The 21,499-nt window shown below is 60.1% G+C and carries 24 protein-coding genes and 1 riboswitch; of the genes, 18 read left to right on the plus strand and 6 right to left on the minus strand.

The features are described 5' to 3' along the window. Positions 1–17: 17 nt before the first annotated feature. Complete coding sequence (gene mazG / locus BK658_RS00455; protein WP_123580190.1) at positions 18–851, plus strand: nucleoside triphosphate pyrophosphohydrolase; 834 nt, start codon at positions 18–20, stop codon at positions 849–851. A gap of 25 nt (positions 852–876) precedes the next feature. After that, the gene (locus BK658_RS00460; RefSeq protein ID WP_123580192.1) at positions 877–1,416 is read left to right on the plus strand and encodes a DUF2058 domain-containing protein; all 540 of its coding nucleotides are present in this window, start codon (positions 877–879) and stop codon (positions 1,414–1,416) included. 77 nt (positions 1,417–1,493) lie between these two features. Here the strand turns inward: BK658_RS00460 and BK658_RS00465 are convergent, their stop codons facing one another. The 4 genes from BK658_RS00465 to purM form a co-directional block, all read right to left on the minus strand. Then, complete coding sequence (locus BK658_RS00465; protein WP_123580194.1) at positions 1,494–1,673, minus strand: hypothetical protein; 180 nt, start codon at positions 1,671–1,673, stop codon at positions 1,494–1,496. Between the two features lie 267 nt (positions 1,674–1,940). Then, positions 1,941–2,654, minus strand: coding sequence for a DUF3108 domain-containing protein (locus tag BK658_RS00470; protein WP_123580196.1), 714 nt, complete (start codon positions 2,652–2,654; stop codon positions 1,941–1,943). Positions 2,655–2,662: 8 nt separating this feature from the next. Further along, the gene (purN, locus tag BK658_RS00475) at positions 2,663–3,313 is read right to left on the minus strand and encodes a phosphoribosylglycinamide formyltransferase (protein WP_123580373.1); all 651 of its coding nucleotides are present in this window, start codon (positions 3,311–3,313) and stop codon (positions 2,663–2,665) included. A 23-nt stretch (positions 3,314–3,336) separates the two neighbouring features. Further along, entirely contained in the window at positions 3,337–4,395 is a 1,059-nt protein-coding gene (gene purM / locus BK658_RS00480) for a phosphoribosylformylglycinamidine cyclo-ligase (RefSeq protein ID WP_123580198.1), read from the minus strand. A gap of 385 nt (positions 4,396–4,780) precedes the next feature. On the opposite strand from purM, the gene BK658_RS00485 reads away from it, so the two are divergent. From BK658_RS00485 to BK658_RS00510, 6 genes are all read left to right on the plus strand, one after another. Beyond that, positions 4,781–5,830 (plus strand): DUF2066 domain-containing protein, encoded by a 1,050-nt coding sequence (locus tag BK658_RS00485; RefSeq protein WP_185019756.1) that lies wholly within the window; start codon positions 4,781–4,783, stop codon positions 5,828–5,830. A 35-nt stretch (positions 5,831–5,865) separates the two neighbouring features. After that, positions 5,866–6,936: an AI-2E family transporter gene (locus BK658_RS00490; protein WP_123580202.1), complete on the plus strand. Its 1,071-nt coding sequence runs from the start codon at positions 5,866–5,868 to the stop codon at positions 6,934–6,936. Between the two features lie 233 nt (positions 6,937–7,169). Beyond that, positions 7,170–7,874, plus strand: a complete 705-nt coding sequence (gene hda, locus BK658_RS00495) for a DnaA regulatory inactivator Hda (RefSeq protein ID WP_008033543.1) — start codon at positions 7,170–7,172, stop codon at positions 7,872–7,874. 213 nt (positions 7,875–8,087) lie between these two features. Beyond that, positions 8,088–8,708, plus strand: coding sequence for a C40 family peptidase (locus tag BK658_RS00500; RefSeq protein WP_123580205.1), 621 nt, complete (start codon positions 8,088–8,090; stop codon positions 8,706–8,708). Positions 8,709–8,873: 165 nt separating this feature from the next. Next, positions 8,874–9,407, plus strand: coding sequence for a C40 family peptidase (locus tag BK658_RS00505; RefSeq protein ID WP_103319505.1), 534 nt, complete (start codon positions 8,874–8,876; stop codon positions 9,405–9,407). Positions 9,408–9,422: 15 nt separating this feature from the next. After that, positions 9,423–10,085 (plus strand): class I SAM-dependent methyltransferase, encoded by a 663-nt coding sequence (locus BK658_RS00510; protein ID WP_123580207.1) that lies wholly within the window; start codon positions 9,423–9,425, stop codon positions 10,083–10,085. Between the two features lie 21 nt (positions 10,086–10,106). Here BK658_RS00510 and BK658_RS00515 read toward each other — a convergent pair whose 3' ends face one another. Then, a complete protein-coding gene (locus BK658_RS00515) occupies positions 10,107–11,420 on the minus strand; it encodes a PQQ-dependent sugar dehydrogenase (RefSeq protein ID WP_123580209.1) in 1,314 nt (437 codons plus the stop codon). Positions 11,421–11,485: 65 nt separating this feature from the next. After that, positions 11,486–12,070 (minus strand): hypothetical protein, encoded by a 585-nt coding sequence (locus BK658_RS00520; RefSeq protein WP_123580210.1) that lies wholly within the window; start codon positions 12,068–12,070, stop codon positions 11,486–11,488. A 159-nt stretch (positions 12,071–12,229) separates the two neighbouring features. Next, positions 12,230–12,464: riboswitch (cobalamin riboswitch) on the plus strand. Positions 12,465–12,545: 81 nt separating this feature from the next. Here BK658_RS00520 and cobO point away from each other — a divergent pair. From cobO to BK658_RS00570, 10 genes are all read left to right on the plus strand, one after another. Beyond that, complete coding sequence (gene cobO / locus BK658_RS00525) at positions 12,546–13,157, plus strand: cob(I)yrinic acid a,c-diamide adenosyltransferase (protein ID WP_123580212.1); 612 nt, start codon at positions 12,546–12,548, stop codon at positions 13,155–13,157. Then, on the plus strand, positions 13,154–14,491 hold the full coding sequence (locus tag BK658_RS00530; protein WP_123580214.1) for a cobyrinic acid a,c-diamide synthase CobB: 1,338 nt from the start codon (positions 13,154–13,156) through the stop codon (positions 14,489–14,491). The genes cobO and BK658_RS00530 overlap by 4 nt, the downstream gene beginning before the upstream one ends. Next, positions 14,488–15,138: a 5,6-dimethylbenzimidazole synthase gene (gene bluB, locus BK658_RS00535; RefSeq protein WP_123580217.1), complete on the plus strand. Its 651-nt coding sequence runs from the start codon at positions 14,488–14,490 to the stop codon at positions 15,136–15,138. Before BK658_RS00530 ends, bluB begins: the two co-directional genes overlap by 4 nt. Then, a complete protein-coding gene (gene cbiB / locus BK658_RS00540; RefSeq protein ID WP_123580219.1) occupies positions 15,135–16,043 on the plus strand; it encodes an adenosylcobinamide-phosphate synthase CbiB in 909 nt (302 codons plus the stop codon). Before bluB ends, cbiB begins: the two co-directional genes overlap by 4 nt. Then, on the plus strand, positions 16,036–17,028 hold the full coding sequence (gene cobD, locus BK658_RS00545) for a threonine-phosphate decarboxylase CobD (protein WP_123580221.1): 993 nt from the start codon (positions 16,036–16,038) through the stop codon (positions 17,026–17,028). Before cbiB ends, cobD begins: the two co-directional genes overlap by 8 nt. Beyond that, positions 17,025–18,476, plus strand: a complete 1,452-nt coding sequence (locus tag BK658_RS00550) for a cobyric acid synthase (protein ID WP_123580223.1) — start codon at positions 17,025–17,027, stop codon at positions 18,474–18,476. Before cobD ends, BK658_RS00550 begins: the two co-directional genes overlap by 4 nt. Before the next feature lie 134 nt (positions 18,477–18,610). Beyond that, on the plus strand, positions 18,611–19,132 hold the full coding sequence (cobU, locus tag BK658_RS00555) for a bifunctional adenosylcobinamide kinase/adenosylcobinamide-phosphate guanylyltransferase (RefSeq protein ID WP_123580224.1): 522 nt from the start codon (positions 18,611–18,613) through the stop codon (positions 19,130–19,132). Next, a complete protein-coding gene (gene cobT / locus BK658_RS00560) occupies positions 19,129–20,184 on the plus strand; it encodes a nicotinate-nucleotide--dimethylbenzimidazole phosphoribosyltransferase (protein WP_123580226.1) in 1,056 nt (351 codons plus the stop codon). Before cobU ends, cobT begins: the two co-directional genes overlap by 4 nt. Further along, a complete protein-coding gene (gene cobC / locus BK658_RS00565) occupies positions 20,181–20,756 on the plus strand; it encodes an alpha-ribazole phosphatase family protein (RefSeq protein WP_123580228.1) in 576 nt (191 codons plus the stop codon). The genes cobT and cobC overlap by 4 nt, the downstream gene beginning before the upstream one ends. Positions 20,757–20,758: 2 nt before the next feature. Further along, positions 20,759–21,490: an adenosylcobinamide-GDP ribazoletransferase gene (locus BK658_RS00570; RefSeq protein WP_123580230.1), complete on the plus strand. Its 732-nt coding sequence runs from the start codon at positions 20,759–20,761 to the stop codon at positions 21,488–21,490. Positions 21,491–21,499 lie beyond the last annotated feature (9 nt).

Below are 21,499 nucleotides of genomic sequence, written 5' to 3' on the forward strand. Positions count from 1 at the left end.
TGCTATGAGTGTGATTGATGTACAGCCTTGAAGACTTGCTTCATCTGATGAACCGGCTGCGGGATCCGCAGTTCGGCTGTCCGTGGGATATCAAGCAAACCTACCAGACCATCGTCCCGCATACACTGGAAGAGGCCTACGAGGTGGCCGACGCCATCGAGCGTGGCGACTTCGATCATTTACAGGGTGAACTGGGTGATCTGCTGTTCCAGGTGGTGTATTACAGCCAACTGGCGCGGGAAGAGGGGCGTTTCGAGTTCGACGGCGTGGTCGACAGCATCACCCGCAAACTGATTCGTCGTCATCCTCATGTTTTCCCGACGGGCGATCTGTATGCACCACTGGATATCCCCCGGCTCAGTGAGGAGCAGGTCAAGCAGCGCTGGGAGGAGATCAAGGCCGATGAGCGGGCCGAGAAGTCCCAGGCCCCTGAACAATTGTCCTTGCTCGATGATGTGCCGGCAGCGCTGCCGGCGTTGTCCCGTTCGGCCAAGCTGCAAAAGCGTGCGGGGCAGGTGGGTTTCGACTGGCCGGATGCATTGCCGGTGCTCGATAAGGTCCGCGAAGAGCTTGATGAAGTGCTTGAAGCCATGGCGGATAACGACGCGACAGCGATCAGTGACGAAGTCGGCGATCTGCTGTTTTCAGTGGTCAACCTGGCGCGTCACCTCAAGGTCGATCCCGAAACCGCATTGCGCGGCGCCAACAGCAAGTTTGAAAGACGCTTCCGATTTATCGAACAGGCATTGCGCGACACCCGCCGTCCCATAGAAGATTGCACCCTCGAAGAGTTGGACGCCTTGTGGGGCGAAGCCAAACGTCAGGAAAAGAATTTGCCCAGCTGCGGCTGAGCTGTTGCCTAAGTGAGTAAGCACCATGAGCCTTTCCCTTCGCGACCAGTTGCTCAAAGCAGGGCTGGTCAACCAAAAGCAGGCCAAACAGGTCGGCAAAGAAAAACAGAAGCAGCAACGTCTGGCCCATAAAGGTCAGATCGAACTCGATGATTCCCAGCAGCGTGCGGCCCAGGAAGCCATGGCCGAGAAGGTCAAGCGCGACCAGGAACTCAATCGCCAACAGCAGGAAAAGGCCGAGCAGAAGGCCCGTGCCGCACAGGTCAAGCAATTGATCGAAGTCTCGCGCCTGCCGAAGTTGACCACCGAGGACTACTACAACTTCGTGGACGACAAGAAGGTCAAGCGCATCTCCGTCAACACCCTGATGCGTAACAAGCTCAGCAGCGGCTCCCTGGCGATCGTGCATCACGCTGGCGGCTACGAAGTGATCCCGCGTGAGGCGGCCCTGAAGATCCAGGAGCGCGATCCACAACGCATCGTGCAACTGAACACCCAGACCGAAGAAGTCGATGCGGACGATCCGTACGCGGCCTATCAGATCCCTGATGATTTGATGTGGTAAGCCTTTAGAGACTGCAACAACGACAAACCCCGCTCATTGGCGGGGTTTGTCGTTTTCCAAGTCTGTAATTGCGGTATTCAGGCTTCGCGCTTCTGCTCTAGATTTTCCAGTTCGGCCTTATAGCTGTGGGCATCGCTCTCGGAGTGGAACATCCCCACCAGCATGTCTTGTTGATATACATCCCAGATCCGGATACCGGCGGCTACACCTTCGTGGGATTTATGTGAATCGTCGCGTTCAGTTACTTTTACAGTCATCTGCTGGCTCCAATCTCAATTGATCTGCAGCAAGGCGTGTGCAGGCCTTTGTTATATATTTTGTTAGCTTGCTAAGTAAATGCTCGTGCGCGGTAATAATCTTTTGCAGAAATTGAAAAAATCCCGCGGCCCTTGCAGGCCGTGACATTCGGTCGCAGGGCGTGGGGTTTCATGACAGAAGTTTCATGTTTCCAAAGGCTTGGGCACAAACCGGTAGACGAAAAAAAGCCCCGCAATTGCGAGGCTTCTTCATTTCGATCTGCTTGCTTAGCTGCCTTTGACAGCCTTGCCGTCGACCGTACCGTCGAGGAGCATGATGTTGTACTCCTTGCCGTCGGTCTCGACCTGGCGCAGGGCTACGAGGATGTAGCCCCAGTCCTTGGCGAACCACATTTCGGTGATGCGCTTGTTCTGTGTCGGGTCGCGCACACGTTCGACCTTGATCGCATCGACCGAGCCCGCTTTGGTCTGGACTTTTTCCTGGCCAATCACGCGGAAGTCGTAGGTGTCGGTGTCTTCACCTTCGACCACTTGGTAGCTCATGCTTTTTTTGCCGGCTGCCACATCGCGCTGCAGGGCCAGTTGGTAGGTGGACTTGTCCAGCATACCGGTGTTGAGTGGTACCTTGACCGGATCACCGCGATCAGTGCCGGTGACCATCTTGTTGGTCCAGTCGAAGTCCAGATTGACCTTCTTGGCTTTGCCCAGGCCGCCGCGTTCAAAGCTATATGACTGAGGCAGCAAAGCATCCTTGTCCAGCTTCAGGGTGCTTTCCTCGGTCAGGCTGGCGACCAGCATGGAGGCCTTGAAATTCAAGGTCCAGGAGCCGTTGTCATTTTTCGACAGGCTGCGTTCGGCCGAACCGCTCATCGGGAGCTGCTTCCAGTCGGCGGTGTAGCTGGCGGAGAACGGTTGAAGGTCTGCCGCCTGCGCAAGAGGCAGGGCGAGCAGAGCACAAGCGAAGAGCAGGGCGCGACGCATAAAATCTCCTAGTTTCGAATCAAGTGACCGCTGGCCGCGAGTAACTGACCATCCAGTAAAGCACCCTGTTCGCCAAGGCTCAGTCGGCCCTCGGCAAACCAGCGTACGGCCATTGGGTAAATCTGATGTTCGCGGGTGTGAACCCGTTGCGCCAGACTTTGCGGCGAATCGTGCAACTCTACCGGTATTACTGCCTGTACGACCAGTGGTCCGCCATCGAGTTCCTCGGTGACGAAGTGCACGCTGCAGCCATGTTCGGTGTCGCCGGCTTCCAGCGCTCGCTGATGAGTGTGTAACCCTTTGTATTTGGGTAGCAGCGAAGGATGGATGTTGAGCAGGCGACCCTGATAGTGACGGACGAAATCAGCGCTGAGAATACGCATGAATCCGGCCAGTACCACAAGCTTGGGTTGGAAGGCGTCGATCAATTCGATCAAGGCGGCATCGAAGGCCTCGCGACCTTCGAAAGCTTTGTGATCCAGGGTGCGGGTATCGATACCCGCGTCCCTGGCGCGCTGAAGACCATAGGCGTCAGCGCGGTTCGAGATCACCGCGCGAATGCGCGCAGGGTTGTCCGCGTTCTGCGCGTCGTCGATCAAGGCCTGCAAGTTACTGCCGGTGCCGGACAACAGCACCACAACATCACAGGTGGCGGACATCTGCGATTGCATCCGCTCGTACATCAGTGTGCCTTGATGTTCTTCAGTTCAACCGCAGCCGCACCTTCGGCAGCGGTAGCGATCTGACCGATGACCCAAGGTTGTTCGCCGGCTTCACGCAGCACGTTCAGCGCGGTTTCAACGTGTTCTTGAGCTACACAGATCACCATGCCGACGCCGCAGTTCAGCACGCGGTGCATTTCGGTTTCGTCGACGTTGCCTTTCTCTTGCAGCCAGTCGAAGACGGCCGGACGGGTCCAGCTCGCTACGTCAACCACGGCTTGAGCGCCTTTTGGCAGAACGCGCGGGATGTTGTCGAGCAGGCCGCCACCGGTGATGTGGGCCATCGCCTTGACTGCGCCAGTGTCTTTGATCAGCTTGAGCAGCGGCTTGACGTAGATGCGGGTTGGCGCCATCAGCAGGTCGGTCAGCGGTTTGCCGTCGAGCTGGATGTTTTCGATGTCTGCACCGGACACTTCGATGATCTTGCGGATCAGCGAGTAGCCGTTGGAGTGAGGGCCGGAAGACGGCAGGGCGAGCAGGGCATCGCCAGCCGCGACTTTCGAACCGTCGATGATTTCCGACTTCTCGACCACGCCCACGCAGAAACCGGCCAGGTCGTAGTCTTCGCCTTCGTACATGCCAGGCATTTCAGCGGTTTCGCCGCCCACCAGCGAGCAGCCGGACAGTTCGCAGCCAGCACCGATGCCGGTGACGACTTGAGCGGCGGTGTCGACGTTCAGTTTGCCGGTGGCGTAGTAGTCGAGGAAGAACAGCGGTTCGGCACCGCAGACCACCAGGTCGTTGACGCACATGGCAACCAGGTCGATGCCGATGCTGTCGTGCTTGTTCAGGTTCAGAGCCAGGCGCAGCTTGGTGCCGACGCCGTCGGTGCCGGATACCAGCACGGGCTGCTTGTAGCCAGCCGGGATTTCGCAGAGGGCGCCGAAACCGCCCAGGCCGCCCATGACTTCCGGGCGCGCAGTGCGCTTGGCGACGCTCTTGATGCGTTCGACCAATGCTTCACCGGCGTCGATGTCTACACCGGCGTCCTTGTAGCTCAGGGAGGGTTGCTTGCTCATGATCCAGGCCTTTAGGGGGGATTCAGGGGTAACGACCGAGTTCGGCGAGTGCACTGAAATACGTGTGGCGCGATTGCTGCGCGAGTATTTCAGAGTACCCAGCCGTTGCCGGTCTACGAAGGCGCGCGATTTTATCAGGCTTGAGGGGCAGCGGCCATCCTCGGGCCGACGGGCAGAGGCATATCGTGTTAAAAAAACCGAAAATGCCCGTGCTGGTGACCTCGCTCGTGGCTGTATAAGGTATAGCCGTTAACCGGCTATCGTTATGACAGAGTGAAAACTTCCATCGATTGCGTGAATGTTTTGCGCAGGCCGGCGGTCACAGCCTTGCTCAAGTCTGTTCATGCGGTCTGTTCCAGCCGCTTTTTGTCGTCGGGAATCCTCCATGCGTTTGTGTAAATTACTGTTTGTGGGCTGTTTGTCGTTGGTCAGCCTGGCGAGTCATGCCCAAACCGTTAACGGTCTCTATCAAGTGCGCGAGCCGGTCAGCAGTCAGACCCCGGAGGAGCGCGATCAGGCCACCCAACGTGCGCTGGATACGCTGGTGCTGCGTCTGACCGGTGACGCCAAGGCAGCGCAGAGTCCGGGGCTGGCGGCGATTCGCAAGGATCCGCAGCAGATCATCAGCCGATATGGCTACGATGCCGGGCCACCGGAAAGCCTGCAAGTCGATTTCGATCCGGTCAGCACCGATCGGGCGCTGCGTCAGGCAGGCCTGGCCTTGTGGGGCACTAATCGGCCGTCGATTCTCGGTTGGTGGCTGAACGATTCGACCGAAGGCTCAAGCCTGGTGGGCGACGGTCAGGCCAGTGCCGCGCCACTGCGGCGTGCTGCACAGCATCGGGGGCTGCCATTGCGCCTGCCGCTGGGTGACCTGAACGAGCAGATCGTCGCCACCGCGCCGCATCTGGAAGGCAATGATCCGGCGCCGCTGCATGGCATCTCTGAACGTTACGGCGCGGACGCTCTGTTGGCCGTGCATGCGCGGGAAGAGGGCGGTCAGTGGCAGGCCAAGTGGCATTTATGGCTGGGTGACCAGCGCGAGCAAGGCAGTGTGCAAGGGGCCGACAGTGCGGCCGTGGCCGATGCGGTATTGCTGGCGGTGAGTCAGCGCCTGGCGCTGCGTTTCGTTGCCAGGCCAGGAGCGTCCACCGAGCAGGTACTTGAGGTGCAAGGCATGAACCTGGAGCGTTACGCGGTGTTGGGGCGCTTGCTGGAGCCATTTGGTGCGCACCTGCAAAGTGTCGATGGCGACCGGATCGTGTATCGCGTCAACGGCAGTGCCGATCAGCTGCGAGCGCAGTTGAGTCTGGCGAAGTTGCAAGAAGTGCCGGCGGGCGTTGCGCCTGCACCGGTTCAGCTTTCGGTGGGCGGTGCAGTACCTGCAGTCGCCCCGGCACCCGCGCCCAAAGCGCAGTTGAGTTTCCGTTGGTAGATTTTTCTTTCCTTATATAGAAGCTGGAGTGATTCATGGCCGATACACGGCGTTGGGTGTGGCTTGGTGGGATAGCCCTGCTGTGCGCATTTGTGTACCTGTTGCATCCGATCCTTACACCGTTCCTGGTGGCGCTGTTGCTGGCCTATCTGTTCGACCCGCTGGTGGATCGCCTGGAGACAGTTGGCCTGTCGCGAACCTGGGGTGTGGTCGCGGTATTCGCGCTGTTCACCTTGGTCGTCATGACGTTGTTGCTGGTGTTGGTGCCGATGCTGGCCAAACAGCTGTTCCGCTTGTATGAACTGGCGCCACAAATGCTTGATTGGTTGCAGCACACGGCGATGCCTTGGGCGCAGTCGAAACTCGGGTTGGCGAATGGGTTCTGGAAGTTCGACAAGGTCAAGGCCGCGATCACCGAGCACATGGGGCAGGCCACTGACATCGTCGGGATCGTGCTGAGCCAGGCCACCGCATCGGGTTTGGCATTGATCGGTTGGCTGGCCAATCTGGTGTTGATCCCGGTGGTGAGTTTTTACCTGTTGCGCGACTGGGACCTGATGATGGCGAAGATCCGCAGCCTGTTGCCGCGTGATCGCGAAGAGCGTGTGGTCTCGCTGGCGAATGAGTGTCACGAGGTGCTTGGCGCATTTGTTCGTGGGCAGTTGCTGGTGATGCTGGCGTTGGGTGTGATCTACGCGGCCGGTCTGATGCTGGTCGGGTTGGAGCTGGGGCTGTTGATTGGCTTGATTGCCGGTCTGGCAGCGATCGTGCCGTACATGGGGTTTGTGATCGGTATCGGCGCGGCATTGATCGCCGGGTTGTTTCAGTTTGGTGGCGATCTGTATCCGATGATCGGGATTGTCGCGGTGTTCATGGTCGGTCAGGCATTGGAAGGCATGGTGCTGACGCCGTTATTGGTGGGGGACCGGATTGGTCTGCACCCGGTGGCAGTGATCTTTGCGATTCTGGCGGGTGGAGAGCTGTTCGGTTTCACCGGGATCCTGCTGGCGTTGCCAGTGGCGGCGGTCATCATGGTGCTTGTTCGCCATCTGCATGATTTATATAAAGATTCTGGTATGTACAGTGGTGTGGAAGATTCGGATTGATCAGCCCTGTCGATTAAGTGCTCAAGGACGCCCGGTGCATTGCCGGGCGAGCCTGTAAAACTCTCCCGGCTGTCACATACGCCGCCAAACAATCCCCGGCGATACCCGCAAGTTAACGCAAACCTTTGATTTTGCTTATGGTCTGCTGCATTGTGCGGCTGGCGTCACGGGTATAAACTTTGCAAACTTTACACAGAGGCCACTAACGGTTCGTTTGGAACTGTTCAGTCAGCATGAAACCGATTCAGCTGCCCCTAGGTGTGCGTCTGCGTGATGACGCTACCTTTATCAACTACTACCCTGGCGCCAATGCCGCTGCACTCGGCTATGTCGAGCGGCTGTGCGAAGCCGACGCCGGCTGGACCGAAAGCCTGATCTATCTCTGGGGCAAGGACGGCGTAGGGCGTACGCACTTGCTGCAAGCCGCGTGCTTGCGCTTCGAGCAGTTGGGGGAGCCGGCGGTGTACCTGCCGTTGGCCGAGTTGCTGGATCGCGGTATCGAAATCCTCGACAACCTTGAACAGTATGAACTGGTCTGCCTGGATGACTTGCAGGCAGTCGCAGGGCGGGCTGACTGGGAAGAGGCGTTGTTCCATCTGTTCAATCGCCTGCGAGACAGCGGTCGACGCCTGCTGATCGCCGCTTCAACCTCGCCACGCGAGTTGCCGGTTAAACTGGCTGACCTCAAATCCCGCTTGACCCTGGCGCTGATTTTTCAGATGCGGCCGCTGTCCGATGAAGACAAGTTGCGTGCGTTGCAATTGCGCGCGTCGCGTCGCGGCCTGCACCTGACCGACGAAGTCGGGCATTTTATTTTGACTCGCGGTACACGCAGCATGAGCGCGTTGTTCGAGCTTCTCGAGCGCCTTGACCAGGCTTCTCTGCAGGCTCAGCGCAAGCTGACGATCCCCTTTCTTAAAGAAACCCTGGGCTGGTAAATCCGCAGCCCGTAGCGCGTTTTGGCAACTTTCAGGCGTTAGAAAACCCGCTTCCGGAAAGGTATTCGCGGCGCGTGTAGTTTTAAAATGGGCTTAAGCGCTTAGATGTTAACGAGAAACCGATAAGTCACATTTGGATCGATTGAATTTGCAAATGAGGGCGATAGAAGGCATAGTCTCGCCTTCTTTACAACTTCAGCCACGGTCGTGCCCATGCTAAATCGCTTCGCACCCCTCGTGCCTCTCGCACTTGTCACCCTGCTTTTTGGTTGCGCGGTTCATTCCCCGGTCTCGCAACAAAACGATCAGCAGATTAAAAATTCAGCGACTGCCCAGTCTTCCGTTATTTATCAGGAAGAGCTGGCTACCGAAAAAGAACTGGCCGACTTTGCCAGCAGCAAGCCTTACCAGCTTCCGGTTCTGGCCGACAGCATCCTCGAGCGTGGCCTGTCCCTGGTCGGTACCCGTTACCGTGTGGGCGGCACCTCTGAAGCCGGTTTCGATTGCAGCGGTTTCATCGGTTATCTGTTTCGTGAAGAGGCTGGCATGAACCTGCCGCGCTCCACTCGCGAAATGATCAACGTGAATGCCCCGTTGGTCTCCCGCAATAACCTGAAGCCTGGCGACTTGCTCTTCTTCGCCACCAATGGTCGTCGCGGTCGCGTCAGTCACGCCGGGATCTACCTGGGTGATGACCAGTTCATCCATTCCAGCAGCCGCCGCAGCGGTGGTGTCCGGGTTGATAACCTGGGCGACAGCTACTGGAGCAAGACCTTCATTGAGGCCAAGCGAGCACTCGCCATGGCACCAACGACAGTCACGGCACGCAAGTAAGCGGACTTTTTGTAAGGCTAACTTAAAGTCTTACTTGAAGTTTGGCGTGTAGCCGCTAGAATCCTGATCTATTGTTGACTAACTAACCGCGTAAGCCCTGCTTACGCGGTTTTGTTTTCAGCCTCTCGGCAGAGAAAGCCGCAGCCAGATCAGGATGTTCTGTATATGACGATGTCGGCCCGCCTTGTACTCATCTTCTTCGCAGCGCTGCTCAGCGCCTGCGCCAGCCGTACTCCGCCGCCTGTTAAAGTCGTTCGCGCCCCGGTTTTCGCTCCCGCCCAATCGTTCTCGCCTGCAGCTGAAGACGTGTTGATTCGCGCACTGGGTCTGGTTGGCACGCCTTATCGTTGGGGCGGCAATACGCCGGATTCAGGTTTCGATTGCAGCGGCCTGATCGGTTACGTCTACCGCGATGCGGCGGGTATTTCCCTGCCGCGTTCAACCCGCGAGATGATCGGCATGCAAGCGCCGAACATTGGCCAAGAGGCTCTGCAAACCGGTGACCTGATCTTCTTCGCCACCAATGGCGGCTCGCAAGTCAGCCACGCCGGAATCTATGTCGGCGAAGGTCGCTTCGTGCATGCCCCCGCCACGGGTGGTACGGTGAAGCTCGACAGTTTGTCCAAGGCCTATTGGCAGAGAGCCTACCTGAGTGCCAAGCGTGTTATCGAGCCTGAACATCTGGCGCACAATTTCTAGTTCGCAGAGGTTGTCATGACCGCTCGCACGCTCAATCTCGACGATTCCCTTTATAACTACCTGCTCGACGTTTCCCTGCGCGAAACGCCGCTGCAGCGCCGCTTGCGTGACGAAACTCAGGCACTGCCCATGGCGCGCTGGCAGGTGGCGCCCGAGCAGGGTCAGTTCCTCGCCTTGCTGGTCAAGCTGACGGGCGCCAGGCGCTTGCTTGAAGTCGGCACCTTCACCGGTTACAGCGCCTTATGCATGGCGGCCGCCTTGCCGGATGACGGTTCGTTGATCTGCTGTGACATTCCCGGAGACTACAACGCCACGGCGCGCCGTTACTGGCAAGAGGCTGGGCTCGCCGGGCGCATCGATTTGCGTCTGGCCCCCGCGTTGCAAACCCTGGCTCAACTTGAGCAGCAAGGGCAGGGCGGTTGCTTCGATCTGATCTTCATCGATGCCGACAAGGCCAACTATCCGGCTTATCTGGAAAGCGCTTTGCGGCTGCTGCGAAGGGGTGGGCTGGCGGTATTCGACAATACGCTGTGGAGTGGGCGAGTACTGGAAGAAAATCCCGCGAGCGAAGACACCCGAGCCATCCAGGCACTCAATCGTGCCTTGAAGGATGACCTGCGTGTCGATCTGTCGTTGTTGCCGTTGGGTGACGGTTTGACGCTGTGCCGCAAAAAGTAAATGGCTGCGATCTTTTAACGTTTATTTAGCTGCAGACACGCGCCAGATCTTGTTCCCCACGTCATCGGCCACCAGCAAGTCACCCTGCTTGTCGATCACTACGCCCACCGGGCGACCCATGGCTTCTTCATTCTTGTTGAGAAACCCCGTCAGCACATCGATCGGTTGCTCTGCCGGCTTGCCAGCGCGGAACGGCACGAAAATGACTTTATAGCCGCTATGCGGTTTGCGGTTCCACGAACCATGCTGGCCGATAAACGCGCCTTCGGTGAACGGCCCTGGCAGTTTGCTGCCTTCGGCGAAGGTCAGGCCCAGCGAAGCGGTATGCGGGCCAACCGCGTAGTCCGGGGCAATGGCCTTGGCGACCAGATCCGGGTTTTGCGGTGTGACGCGTGCGTCGATGTGCTGGCCGTAGTAGCTGAACGGCCAGCCGTAGAAACCACCGTCCTTGACCGAGGTGATGTAGTCCGGCACCAGGTCGCTGCCGATTTCGTCCCGTTCGTTGACGGCGGTCCAGAGTTTTCCGCTGCGCGGCTCCCAGTCCATGCCGTTGGGGTTACGCAGGCCAGAGGCGAAAATCCGATGGTTGCCGGTTGCGCGATCGACGTCCCAGATCGCTGCACGTCCTTCTTCCTGCTCCAGGCCATTTTCAGCGGCGTTGCTGTTGGAGCCGACCGTGACGTACAGCTTGCTGCCGTCCTTGCTGGCGATGACGTTTTTGGTCCAGTGGTGATTCAGCGTGCCGCCGGGCAGGTCGATGACTTTCACCGGTTTGGCGGTGATGGAGGTTTCGCCGCTTTCATAATGAAAACGCAGCAGACGGTCAGTGTCGGCGACGTACAGGTCGTTGCCGACCAAGGTCATGCCAAACGGCGAGTTGAGGTTCTCGATGAAGGTCGTGCGGGTTTCAGCGACGCCGTTGTGATCCTTGTCACGCAGCAGGGTGATCCGGTTTGCGCTCGGCACGCCGGCACCGGCGCGGCCCATGACTTTGCCCATGATCCAGCCACGAATGCCTTTGCTGTCATCGGGCTTGGGTGGCGCGTTGGTTTCAGCCACCAGCACGTCGCCGTTGGGCAGTACATAGAGCCAGCGTGGATGATCAAGGCCTTCGGCAAATGCCGCCACCTGGGTGCCTGGCGCGGCAATCGGCTTTGCGCCCGCTGCCCAGCCGACCGCCGGTGCGATGTTCACCGTCGGGATCAGGGTCTTGTGCGGTTCCGGCAGCTTGGGCGATGGGCCCGTGCCGTCCGACACTGGCAGGGTGGCGGACTCCCCGCAGGCGGCGAGCCCTCCGGCGATGGCGATAACAAAGACGAATCGAGGCTTGAACATGCTGATTTCCCTATGAAGGCGTCACCTCATCATAGAAGAGTCTGATCGACAGAAGGTTCAACCCGTCAGCCGCGGGCCTCCTTGAGCAATACCGCGATGCCCGGATGGTAGTTGCCGGCTTCGTTGTGCAATTTGCGATAGGCGTAGGGAAAGTACCAGGCCACGGCGCAGGTGTGTTCCTTTTGCAGGTCGTCGACCATGTCCTGGAGTTCTTCCGGCGTAGGGCTGTGCTGGGCTTTTTGTGGGGCGACGAACAGGCAGCCGAGCTTCAGGTCGCTGGCGTAGCTGATTTTTTTCGCATCGCTCACGGCATCTTGCAAGGCCTGGGTGAGGTTCAGGTTATTGACCCGCGGCCAGCGTTGGCTGGCCTGAAGATAGGCGCGCTCTTCTCCACTGGCGATAAACAGGTCGGCGCGGCCATTGCGTTCGCCTTCCTCGATCTGCTTTTTCGTCGGAGTGTGTTCGAGGGTGACCATTTCAGCCATCCACGCCGCCGCCGAAAGCAGGCTCACGTTGGCGCGTTCGTCAAACCAGTAGGGGCTTTCGTTATCGCCGTGTACCGCGTTGTAACGGTCGATGCACTCGAACCAGCGTTCCAGTACCGGACGCAGGAATTCCAGCTTCGGGTTACTGATGATCATGCCTTGCATGTTGCTCCCCTTTTTTGTTCTTGTGGTGTCAGGTTGTGGCTCTTTGATATCACTGCTTTCAGTGTGGCACAAGATTGGCGCCAGTTTATTGATCGGGGTCGGTTTCTATCTGTCGATGAGCCCCCGGCTTTAATTGACGCTCCACCCCCAACCCTCTAACCTTCGCGACTTGTTTCAGGTGCTCTGTGACCCAGTGGTCGACCGAGTGAAACAGGGAAGCCGGTGAGGGCGCGTTCTTTGACAGAGCGGGCGACGATCCCGGCGCTGCCCCCGCAACGGTAAATGAGTCAAAACTGCGCTTTGAGCCACTGTGTCGAAGGTCGATATGGGAAGGCGCGCAGTCAGGCGTCAGCCGCTCATGAGCCCGGAGACCGGCCTGATCCATCCAGCGGCATCACGGTGGGCGATGCCAGGCTTCTTGCCGTCTATTTCTATGCCTGCCCGCCGTTATCCAGCCTCAACGGAGAGCTCCCCGATGACTGATTCCCCTGATCGTGACGAACGCCATCTGGCACGCATGCTGCGCAAGAAAGCCGTGATCGATGAGCGTATTGCCAACTCGCCGAATGAATGCGGCTTGCTGCTGGTTCTGTCCGGCAATGGCAAGGGCAAAAGCAGTTCTGCGTTCGGCATGCTCGCCCGGGCGATGGGCCACGGCATGCAGTGCGGCGTGGTGCAGTTCATCAAGGGGCGCAACAGCACTGGCGAGGAGCTGTTCTTCCGTCGCTTCCCGGAACAAGTGCGCTTCCACGTGATGGGCGAAGGCTTTACCTGGGAAACCCAGGATCGCCAGCGCGATATCGCCGCCGCCGAGGCTGCATGGGAGGTCTCCCGCGAATTGCTGCGTGACCCGACCATTGGTCTGGTGGTGCTCGATGAGCTGAATATCGCCCTCAAGCACGGTTATCTGGACCTCGATCAGGTGCTCAGCGACTTGCAGGCGCGTCCGCCGATGCAACACGTGGTAGTCACTGGTCGTGGTGCCAAGCCGGAAATGATCGAACTGGCCGACACCGTCACCGAAATGGGCATGATCAAGCATGCTTTCCAGGCCGGGATCAAAGCGCAGAAAGGCGTTGAACTGTGAGTGAGCCGCGTTTTTGCCCGGCGGTACTGATTGCCGCGCCGGCTTCCGGTCAGGGCAAGACCACCGTCACTGCCGCGCTGGCCCGTTTGCATCGCAATCAGGGGCGCAAGGTCCGGGTGTTCAAATGCGGCCCGGACTTTCTCGATCCGATGATTCTCGAGCGCGCCAGCGGTGCGCCGGTCTATCAACTGGACATGTGGATGGTCGGCGAGCAGGAAAGCCGTCGGCTATTGTGGGAAGCCGCCGCTGAGGCTGATCTGATTTTGATCGAAGGCGTGATGGGGTTGTTCGATGGCACGCCGTCCAGCGCCGATCTGGCGCGGCATTTCGGCGTGCCGGTGCTGGGCGTGATCGATGGCACCGCCATGGCTCAGACTTTCGGCGCGCTGGCGTTGGGGCTGGCACGTTATCAGCCGGACTTGCCGTTTGCCGGTGTGTTGGCCAACCGCGTCGGCACCTTGCGTCACGCGCAATTGCTCGAAGGCAGCCTCACTGAAGGTTTGCGCTGGTACGGCGCCTTGTCCCGGGAAACCGGAATCGAACTGCCGAGCCGTCACCTGGGACTGGTCCAGGCCAGTGAATTGAATGACCTCGATCTGCGCCTCGACGCAGCCGCCGAAGCGTTGGCCAGCAGCTGCGAAGTGGCATTGCCGCCTGCCGTCGAGTTCGCCGCGCCCGACGTGATTGCTGCTGAGCCACTGTTGGCCGGTGTGCGAATTGCCGTGGCTCGCGACGAAGCGTTCGCCTTCACGTACGGCGCGAGCCTCGACTTGTTGCGGGCGATGGGCGCCGAGTTGCGATTCTTCTCGCCGATCCATGACTGCGAACTACCTGAAGCCGACAGCCTGTATCTGCCCGGTGGTTATCCGGAATTGCACCACGTGGCGTTAGCTGAAAACAGCACAATGCTCGATGCCATTCGCGCGCACCATTCCGCTGGCAAGCCGTTGCTGGCCGAATGCGGCGGCATGTTGTATCTGCTCGACTCACTGACCGATGTCGATGGCACGCGCGCTGAGTTGCTGGGGCTGCTGGCCGGTGATGCGGTGATGCAAAAGCGTCTGGCCGCGTTGGCCCTGCAAGCGGTCGAATTACCTGAAGGCGCGTTGCGTGGCCACACCTACCACCATTCATTGACCAGCACCGAGATTGAGCCGATCGCTCGTGGCCTGAGTCCTAACGGCGGACGCGGTGCCGAGGCGGTTTACCGTGACGGGCGGATGACGGCGTCTTATGTGCACTTTTATTTCCCGTCCAATCCATCCGCGATCGCCGCGCTGTTTGCGCCAGACCTGAATCTTGTAGGGGCGGGCTCGCCCGCGAAAAGGCCATGACCGACAACGCATTTTCCGAGGCCGAGCGCGAAGCGGTTTATCGTGCGATTGCCGAGCGTCGCGACATGCGTCACTTCAGTGGCGGCAGCGTCGAGCCCGAACTGCTTCGGCGGTTGCTCGAAGCGGCGCATCGGGCGCCGAGTGTCGGTTTGATGCAGCCCTGGCGGTTCATCCGCATCAGCGACCGAGCGTTACGCGGCAAGATCCAGCAACTGGTGGAAGAGGAGCGAGTACGCACCGCCGAGGCGCTGGGCGAACGCTCCGACGAGTTCATGAAGCTGAAAGTCGAAGGCATCAACGACTGCGCCGAAGTGCTGGTCGCCGCGCTGATGGATGATCGCGAGCGGCATATCTTTGGCCGTCGGACTTTGCCGGAAATGGACATGGCGTCGTTGTCCTGCGCGATCCAGAATCTTTGGCTGGCGTCCCGTGCCGAAGGTCTGGGCATGGGCTGGGTCTCGTTGTTCGAACCGCACGCCTTGGCGGATCTGCTCGGACTGCCGCCGGGGGCCAAGCCGCTGGCGGTGTTGTGCCTGGGGCCGGTCAAGGAATTTTACCCGGCGCCGATGTTGGTCCTTGAAGGCTGGGCGCAGGCGCGTCCGCTAAGTGAACTGTTGTACGAGAATTTTTGGGGAGTGAGTCAATGAGTGTGGCGTTGCTGAGTGTCGCCGGAGTAGCGCTGGATGCGCTGCTGGGCGAACCCAAGCGCTGGCATCCGCTGGTGGCGTTCGGCCGTTTTGCCGATCGTGTCGAGCAACGTTTCAACTCCGCCGGCCGTGGCTGGCGCAGTCATGGTGTCACCGCCTGGGTGATTGCGGTGTTGCCGCTGACCCTGTTGATCACGGCATTGTCCTGGCTGCCTTACATCGGCTGGATCGTCGAGATTCTCGCGTTGTATTGCGCCCTCGGTCTGCGCAGCCTCGGTGAGCATGTCGAGCCGGTGGCTCAGGCCCTGCGCAGCGACGACCTGGATGAAGCACGCAAGCGTGTCGGCTATCTGGTCAGCCGTCAGACCAGTGAGCTGGACTCGACCGAAGTGGCCCGTGCCGCCACCGAATCGGTTCTGGAAAATGGCAGCGACGCGGTATTCGCCGCGCTGTTCTGGTTTGCCGTCGCGGGTGCGCCGGGCGTGGTGCTCTATCGGCTGAGCAATACCCTGGACGCCATGTGGGGTTATCGCAACGAGCGCTTTGAACGCTTCGGCTGGGCGGCGGCGAAAATCGACGATGTGCTCAACTATATTCCGGCGCGTCTGGTGGCGTTGACCTATGCGCTGCTGGGCAAAACCCGTTTGGCACTCAAATGCTGGCGCACGCAGGGGCCGACCTGGGACAGCCCGAACGCCGGGCCGGTGATGGCCGCTGGCGCGGGTGCGCTGGGCGTCGAGTTAGGCGGAGCGGCGATCTATCACGGTGAGCTGCATCAGCGTCCACAGCTGGGCGAAGGTGTGCCGGCAGACGCCAACTCCATCGATCGCGGCTGGCAACTGGTTCAGCGTGGGGTATGGCTTTGGTTGCTGATCCTCTGTGTGGGAGCCGAGTTTTATGCTTGAGCACGGTGGCCGCTTGCGCAAGGCGGCGTTGCAGTACGGCATCGCCGAAGCCGATTGGCTCGATTTGTCCAGCGGTCTGGCACCTTGGCCGTGGGCGATTCCGGACATCCCGTTACGGGCCTGGGCGCGTTTGCCGGAAACCGATGACGGCCTGGAGCAGGCTGCACGCGAATACTACGGCGCCTCGCAGGTGCTGCCGGTCGCGGGCTCCCAGGCGGCTATCCAGTTGCTGCCACGCCTGCGTCGCGCCGGTAAAGTCGGCGTGCTCTCGCCATGTTATGCCGAGCACGCCGAAGCCTGGCGTCGCAACGGCTACGTCGTGCGTGAAGTGCTGGAGCAGGAAGTCGACTTTTTCCTCGATAGCCTCGACGTGCTGGTAGTGGTTAACCCGAACAACCCCACCGGCCTGAGCCTGCCCCCCGAACGCCTGCTCGACTGGCATGCACGGTTGGCGCAGCGCGGCGGCTGGCTGGTAGTTGACGAAGCGTTCATGGACAACACCCCGCAGCTGAGCCTGTCGTCTTATACCGATCAGGTCGGCTTGATCGTCCTGCGTTCGTTCGGCAAGTTTTTCGGCCTGGCCGGGGTGCGATTGGGTTTTGTGCTGGCTGAACGCAAGTTGATCAAACTGCTCGCCGAGCAGGTCGGTCCTTGGGCGGTCAGCGGGCCGACCCGGGTATTGGGTCAGGTCTGTTTGCGTGACACCCAAGGTCATGCTCGCCAGCGTCTGCGCAGTGAAGAGGCGAGTCAGCGTCTGGCTGAGATTCTTGAGCGTCATGGCTTCAAGCCGCACGGTGGATGCGCGTTGTTTCAATGGTTGATCACCGAGCGCGCAGAGCATCTGCACGAGTTCATGGCCCGGCGCGGCATCTTGCTGCGTCTGTTCACCCACAACAGCAGCCTGCGGTTCGGTTTGCCGGCCGATGACGCCGATTGGCAGCGCCTCGAGCAGGCTTTCGAAGCCTACGCCAAGGAAACCCCATGACCACGCTGATGGTGCAAGGCACCACCTCGGATGCCGGCAAAAGTACCTTGGTAACCGCGCTGTGCCGCTGGCTGACGCGCCAGGGTGTTCGCGTGGTGCCGTTCAAGCCGCAGAACATGGCACTCAACAGTGCGGTAACCGCCGACGGCGGCGAAATCGGTCGAGCCCAAGCCGTGCAGGCCCAAGCTGCAAACCTTGCACCACATACCGACATGAACCCGGTGCTGCTCAAGCCGAATAGCGATACCGGCGCGCAGGTGATCATTCACGGACGTGCCGTGACCACCATGAACGCAGTCGCCTATCACGACTACAAAGCCATCGCCATGCAAGCGGTGCTCGCCTCTCACGAACGCTTGAGCGCAGCCTATCCGGTGGTGATGGTCGAAGGCGCGGGTTCACCCGCCGAGATCAATTTGCGTGCCGGCGACATTGCCAACATGGGGTTCGCCGAAGCGGTGGATTGTCCGGTGGTGCTGATCGCCGACATCAATCGCGGCGGGGTCTTCGCGCATTTGGTGGGCACGCTGGAGTTGCTGTCAGCCACTGAGCAGGCGCGGGTCAAAGGCTTCATTATCAACCGTTTTCGCGGCGATATCGCCTTGCTGCAGCCAGGCCTCGACTGGCTGGAAGAACGCACCGGCAAACCGGTGATCGGTGTGCTGCCGTATGTCATGGATCTGCATCTGGAAGCCGAAGACGGCATCGATCAGCGCCAGGCCGATAAAGCCGAGCAGGTGCTCAACGTGGTGGTGCCGGTGTTGCCGCGTATCAGCAACCACACCGACTTCGATCCGCTGCGCCTGCATCCTCAGGTCGATCTGCAATTTATCGGGCCGGGTCAGCCGATTCCGCCTGCCGACCTGATCATCCTGCCGGGCTCGAAAAGCGTGCGCAGCGACTTGCACTACTTGCGCGCCAACGGCTGGGACGAGGCCATTACCCGCCATTTGCGTTACGGCGGCAAGCTGCTCGGCATTTGCGGTGGCCTGCAAATGCTCGGCGAGCACGTGCACGACCCGCTGGGGTTGGAAGGCGCGGCGGGCTCCAGTGCCGGTCTCGGCTTGCTGGCGTTCGAAACCGTGCTCGAAGAAGAGAAACAGCTGCGCAATGTGCGCGGACATCTGGCGTTGGAAAACGCTGAAGTCAGCGGTTATGAAATTCACGCCGGGGTTACCACCGGTATTGCTTTGGAGCAGGCGGCGGTGTTGCTGGATGACGGTCGCAACGACGGAGCCCGAAGTGTTGACGGACAGGTGCTCGGCACGTATTTGCACGGCCTGTTCGAATCCCCGGCGGCGTGCAGCGCGCTGTTACGCTGGGCCGGTTTGCAGGATGTGCAGGAAGTCGATTACCACGCCTTGCGCGAGCGCGATATCGAGCGCTTGGCGGATTTGGTGGAGAAGCATCTGGACACTGGGCTGTTGCGTGAGCTCTGTGGTTTTTGAGGTGGTAGTGCCGGCCGTATCGCGAGCAGGCTCACTCCGACAGTTGACCGCGTTCCAATGTGGGAGCAGCCGGTCGACGCTCGACTGCTCGCGAAGGGGGCTGTCGTTACACCGCCAATTAAAAGGTTATGACCATGTTGCAACTGATCCTCGGCGGCGCCCGTTCCGGTAAAAGCCGTCTGGCTGAAAAGCTCGCCAGCGAAAGTGGCCTGGCGGTGACGTACATTGCCACCAGCCAGCCGCTGGATGGCGAAATGAATGCCCGCGTGGCCCATCATCGCGAGCGCCGTCCGCCTGAATGGGCGCTCATTGAAGAGCCGCTGGAACTGGCCCTGGTGCTACGCGAAAATGCCAGTGCCAAGCGTTGCTTACTGGTGGATTGCCTGACCTTGTGGTTGACCAATCTGCTGATGCTGGAAGATCCCGAGCGTCTGGCGCAAGAGCGTGAAGCCCTGCTGGAGTGTCTGGCATCACTGCCTGGAGAAATTGTTTTTGTCAGCAACGAGACCGGTCTGGGTGTCGTGCCGCTGGGCGAATTGACTCGCCGCTATGTCGATGAAGCCGGTTGGTTGCATCAAGCCCTGGCTGAGCGCTGTCAGCGTGTCGTGTTGACCGTCGCCGGCCTGCCCCTGACTTTGAAAGGTACTGCGTTATGACTCATTCCTGGTGGTTGAACCCGTGTAAGCCGATCAATGCGCAAACGCGTGAGCAAGCGGCGGCCCGACAGCAGCAACTGACCAAACCGGCGGGCTCCCTCGGGCAGCTGGAGTCGGTGGCGGTGCAACTGGCCGGGTTGCAGGGTCGGGTCAAACCGAGCTTGAATCAGCTGTGGATTGCGATTTTTGCCGGTGATCACGGGGTGGTCGCCGAAGGTGTTTCGGCGTTCCCGCAGGAAGTCACCGGGCAGATGCTGCACAACTTCGTCAGCGGTGGCGCGGCGATCAGCGTATTGGCGCGGCAGCTTGAGGCGCGGCTGGAAGTGGTCGACCTCGGCACTGTCACGCCTTCGTTGAATTTGCTGGGCGTGCGTCATCTGCACATCGGTCCAGGCACTGCGAACTTCGTTCACGGTCCGGCGATGACGCAAGTCCAGGGCGAGCAAGCCTTGCAGGCCGGCCGTGACAGCGTGCTGCGGGCGATTGCTGAAGGCTCCGAGCTGTTTATCGGTGGCGAGATGGGCATTGGCAATACCACCGCTGCCAGCGCGGTGGCCTGTGCATTGCTCGATTGCCCAGTGGCGCATCTGACCGGGCCGGGGACTGGTTTGAGCGCGGCGGGTGTCAGCCATAAAGCCCAGGTGATTGAACGCGCCCTGGCATTGCATGCCGCTCAACGCGGTGATGTATTGCAGACATTGTTCAACCTCGGCGGTTTTGAAATCGCTGCGTTGGTCGGTGCCTATTTGGCCTGCGCACAGGAAGGTTTGGCGGTGCTGGTCGACGGCTTTATTTGCAGCGTTGCAGCATTGGTCGCGGTGCGCCTGAATCCGGCATGTCACGAGTGGTTGCTGTTTGGTCATCGTGGGGCTGAACCGGGCCATCGGCATGTACTGGAGACGCTGGGTGCTGAACCTTTGCTGGATCTCGGCTTGCGACTGGGCGAGGGTAGTGGTGCTGCTCTGGCGGTGCCATTGCTGCGTCTGGCCTGCGACCTGCATGGGCAAATGGCGACTTTCGCTGAAGCGGCTGTGGCCGATCGCCCGGCATGACGCTGCGCCTGGATCTGCTGCGCCACGGTGAAACCGAACTCGGTGGCGGTTTGCGCGGCAGCCTGGATGACGCGCTGACCGCTAAAGGTTGGGAGCAGATGCGCGCGGCGGTGATTGATCATGGTCCATGGGATCGCCTGGTCAGTTCACCGCTTCAACGCTGCGCACGGTTTGCCGAGGAGTTGGCTGAGCGGTTGAACTTGCCGGTGGTGCTGGATAAGGATCTGCAAGAGCTGCACTTCGGCGCCTGGGAAGGGCAGAGTGCAGCAGCGTTGATGGAAGCCGACGCCGAAGCGTTGGGAATGTTTTGGGCCGATCCCTACGGGTTCACGCCGCCGGAAGGTGAACCGGTGACTGCGTTTTCCGCACGGGTGCTGGCGGCTGTCGAGCGCTTGCATCAGGTCTATGCCGGCGAGCGAGTGTTGCTGATCAGTCACGGTGGGGTCATGCGTCTATTGCTGGCACGCGCACGCGGATTGCCGCGCGAGCAATTACTCAATGTTGAAGTCGGTCATGGTGCGCTGTTTTCGTTGCGCGTCGAGGCTGATGCCGTGCTCAGGGAAGAGGGTTGAACATGTTGCCGTTCTGGATCGCCCTGCAGTTTCTCAGCAGCTTGCCGATTCGTCTGCCAGGCATGCCGGCGCCTCAGGAGCTTGGGCGCTCGCTGCTGTTTTATCCATTGGTGGGGCTGCTGTTTGGCGGGCTGTTGTGGGCGCTGAATGGGCTGTTGCTCGGTACGCCAGCGTTGTTGCATGCGGCGTTGCTGTTGAGTGTCTGGGTGATACTCAGCGGTGGTTTGCACCTCGACGGTCTGGCCGACAGCGCCGACGCTTGGCTCGGCGGCTTTGGTGATCGCGAGCGCACCTTGAGCATCATGAAGGACCCACGCAGTGGGCCGATCGCGGTGGTGACGCTGGTGTTGGTGCTGTTGCTCAAGTTCACGGCGTTACTGGCATTGATTGAACAGCACTCCATGGCCGGTTTGATCCTCGCGCCGGTGATCGGTCGCAGTGCCTTGCTGGGGTTGTTTCTGAACACGCCGTATGTGCGCGCTGGCGGCCTGGGACAAGCGCTGGCCGATCATCTGCCGCGCAAGACCGGTCAGCAGGTGTTGTTGCTCAGCGCGCTGGCGTGCGTGCTGATCGGCGGCTGGAGCGGTGTTGTTGCACTGGTGCTGGCGGCTCTGATGTTCTTCTGGTTGCGCCAGGTGATGTTGCGGCGTCTGGGCGGGACCACTGGCGATACGGCTGGGGCGTTGCTGGAGCTGCTGGAAACGGCGGTGCTGGTGGGGTTGGCGCTGGTCTGAGAGTCACCT

This window comes from Pseudomonas brassicacearum, from assembly GCF_003732175.1.
GTDB lineage: Bacteria > Pseudomonadota > Gammaproteobacteria > Pseudomonadales > Pseudomonadaceae > Aquipseudomonas > Aquipseudomonas brassicacearum_G.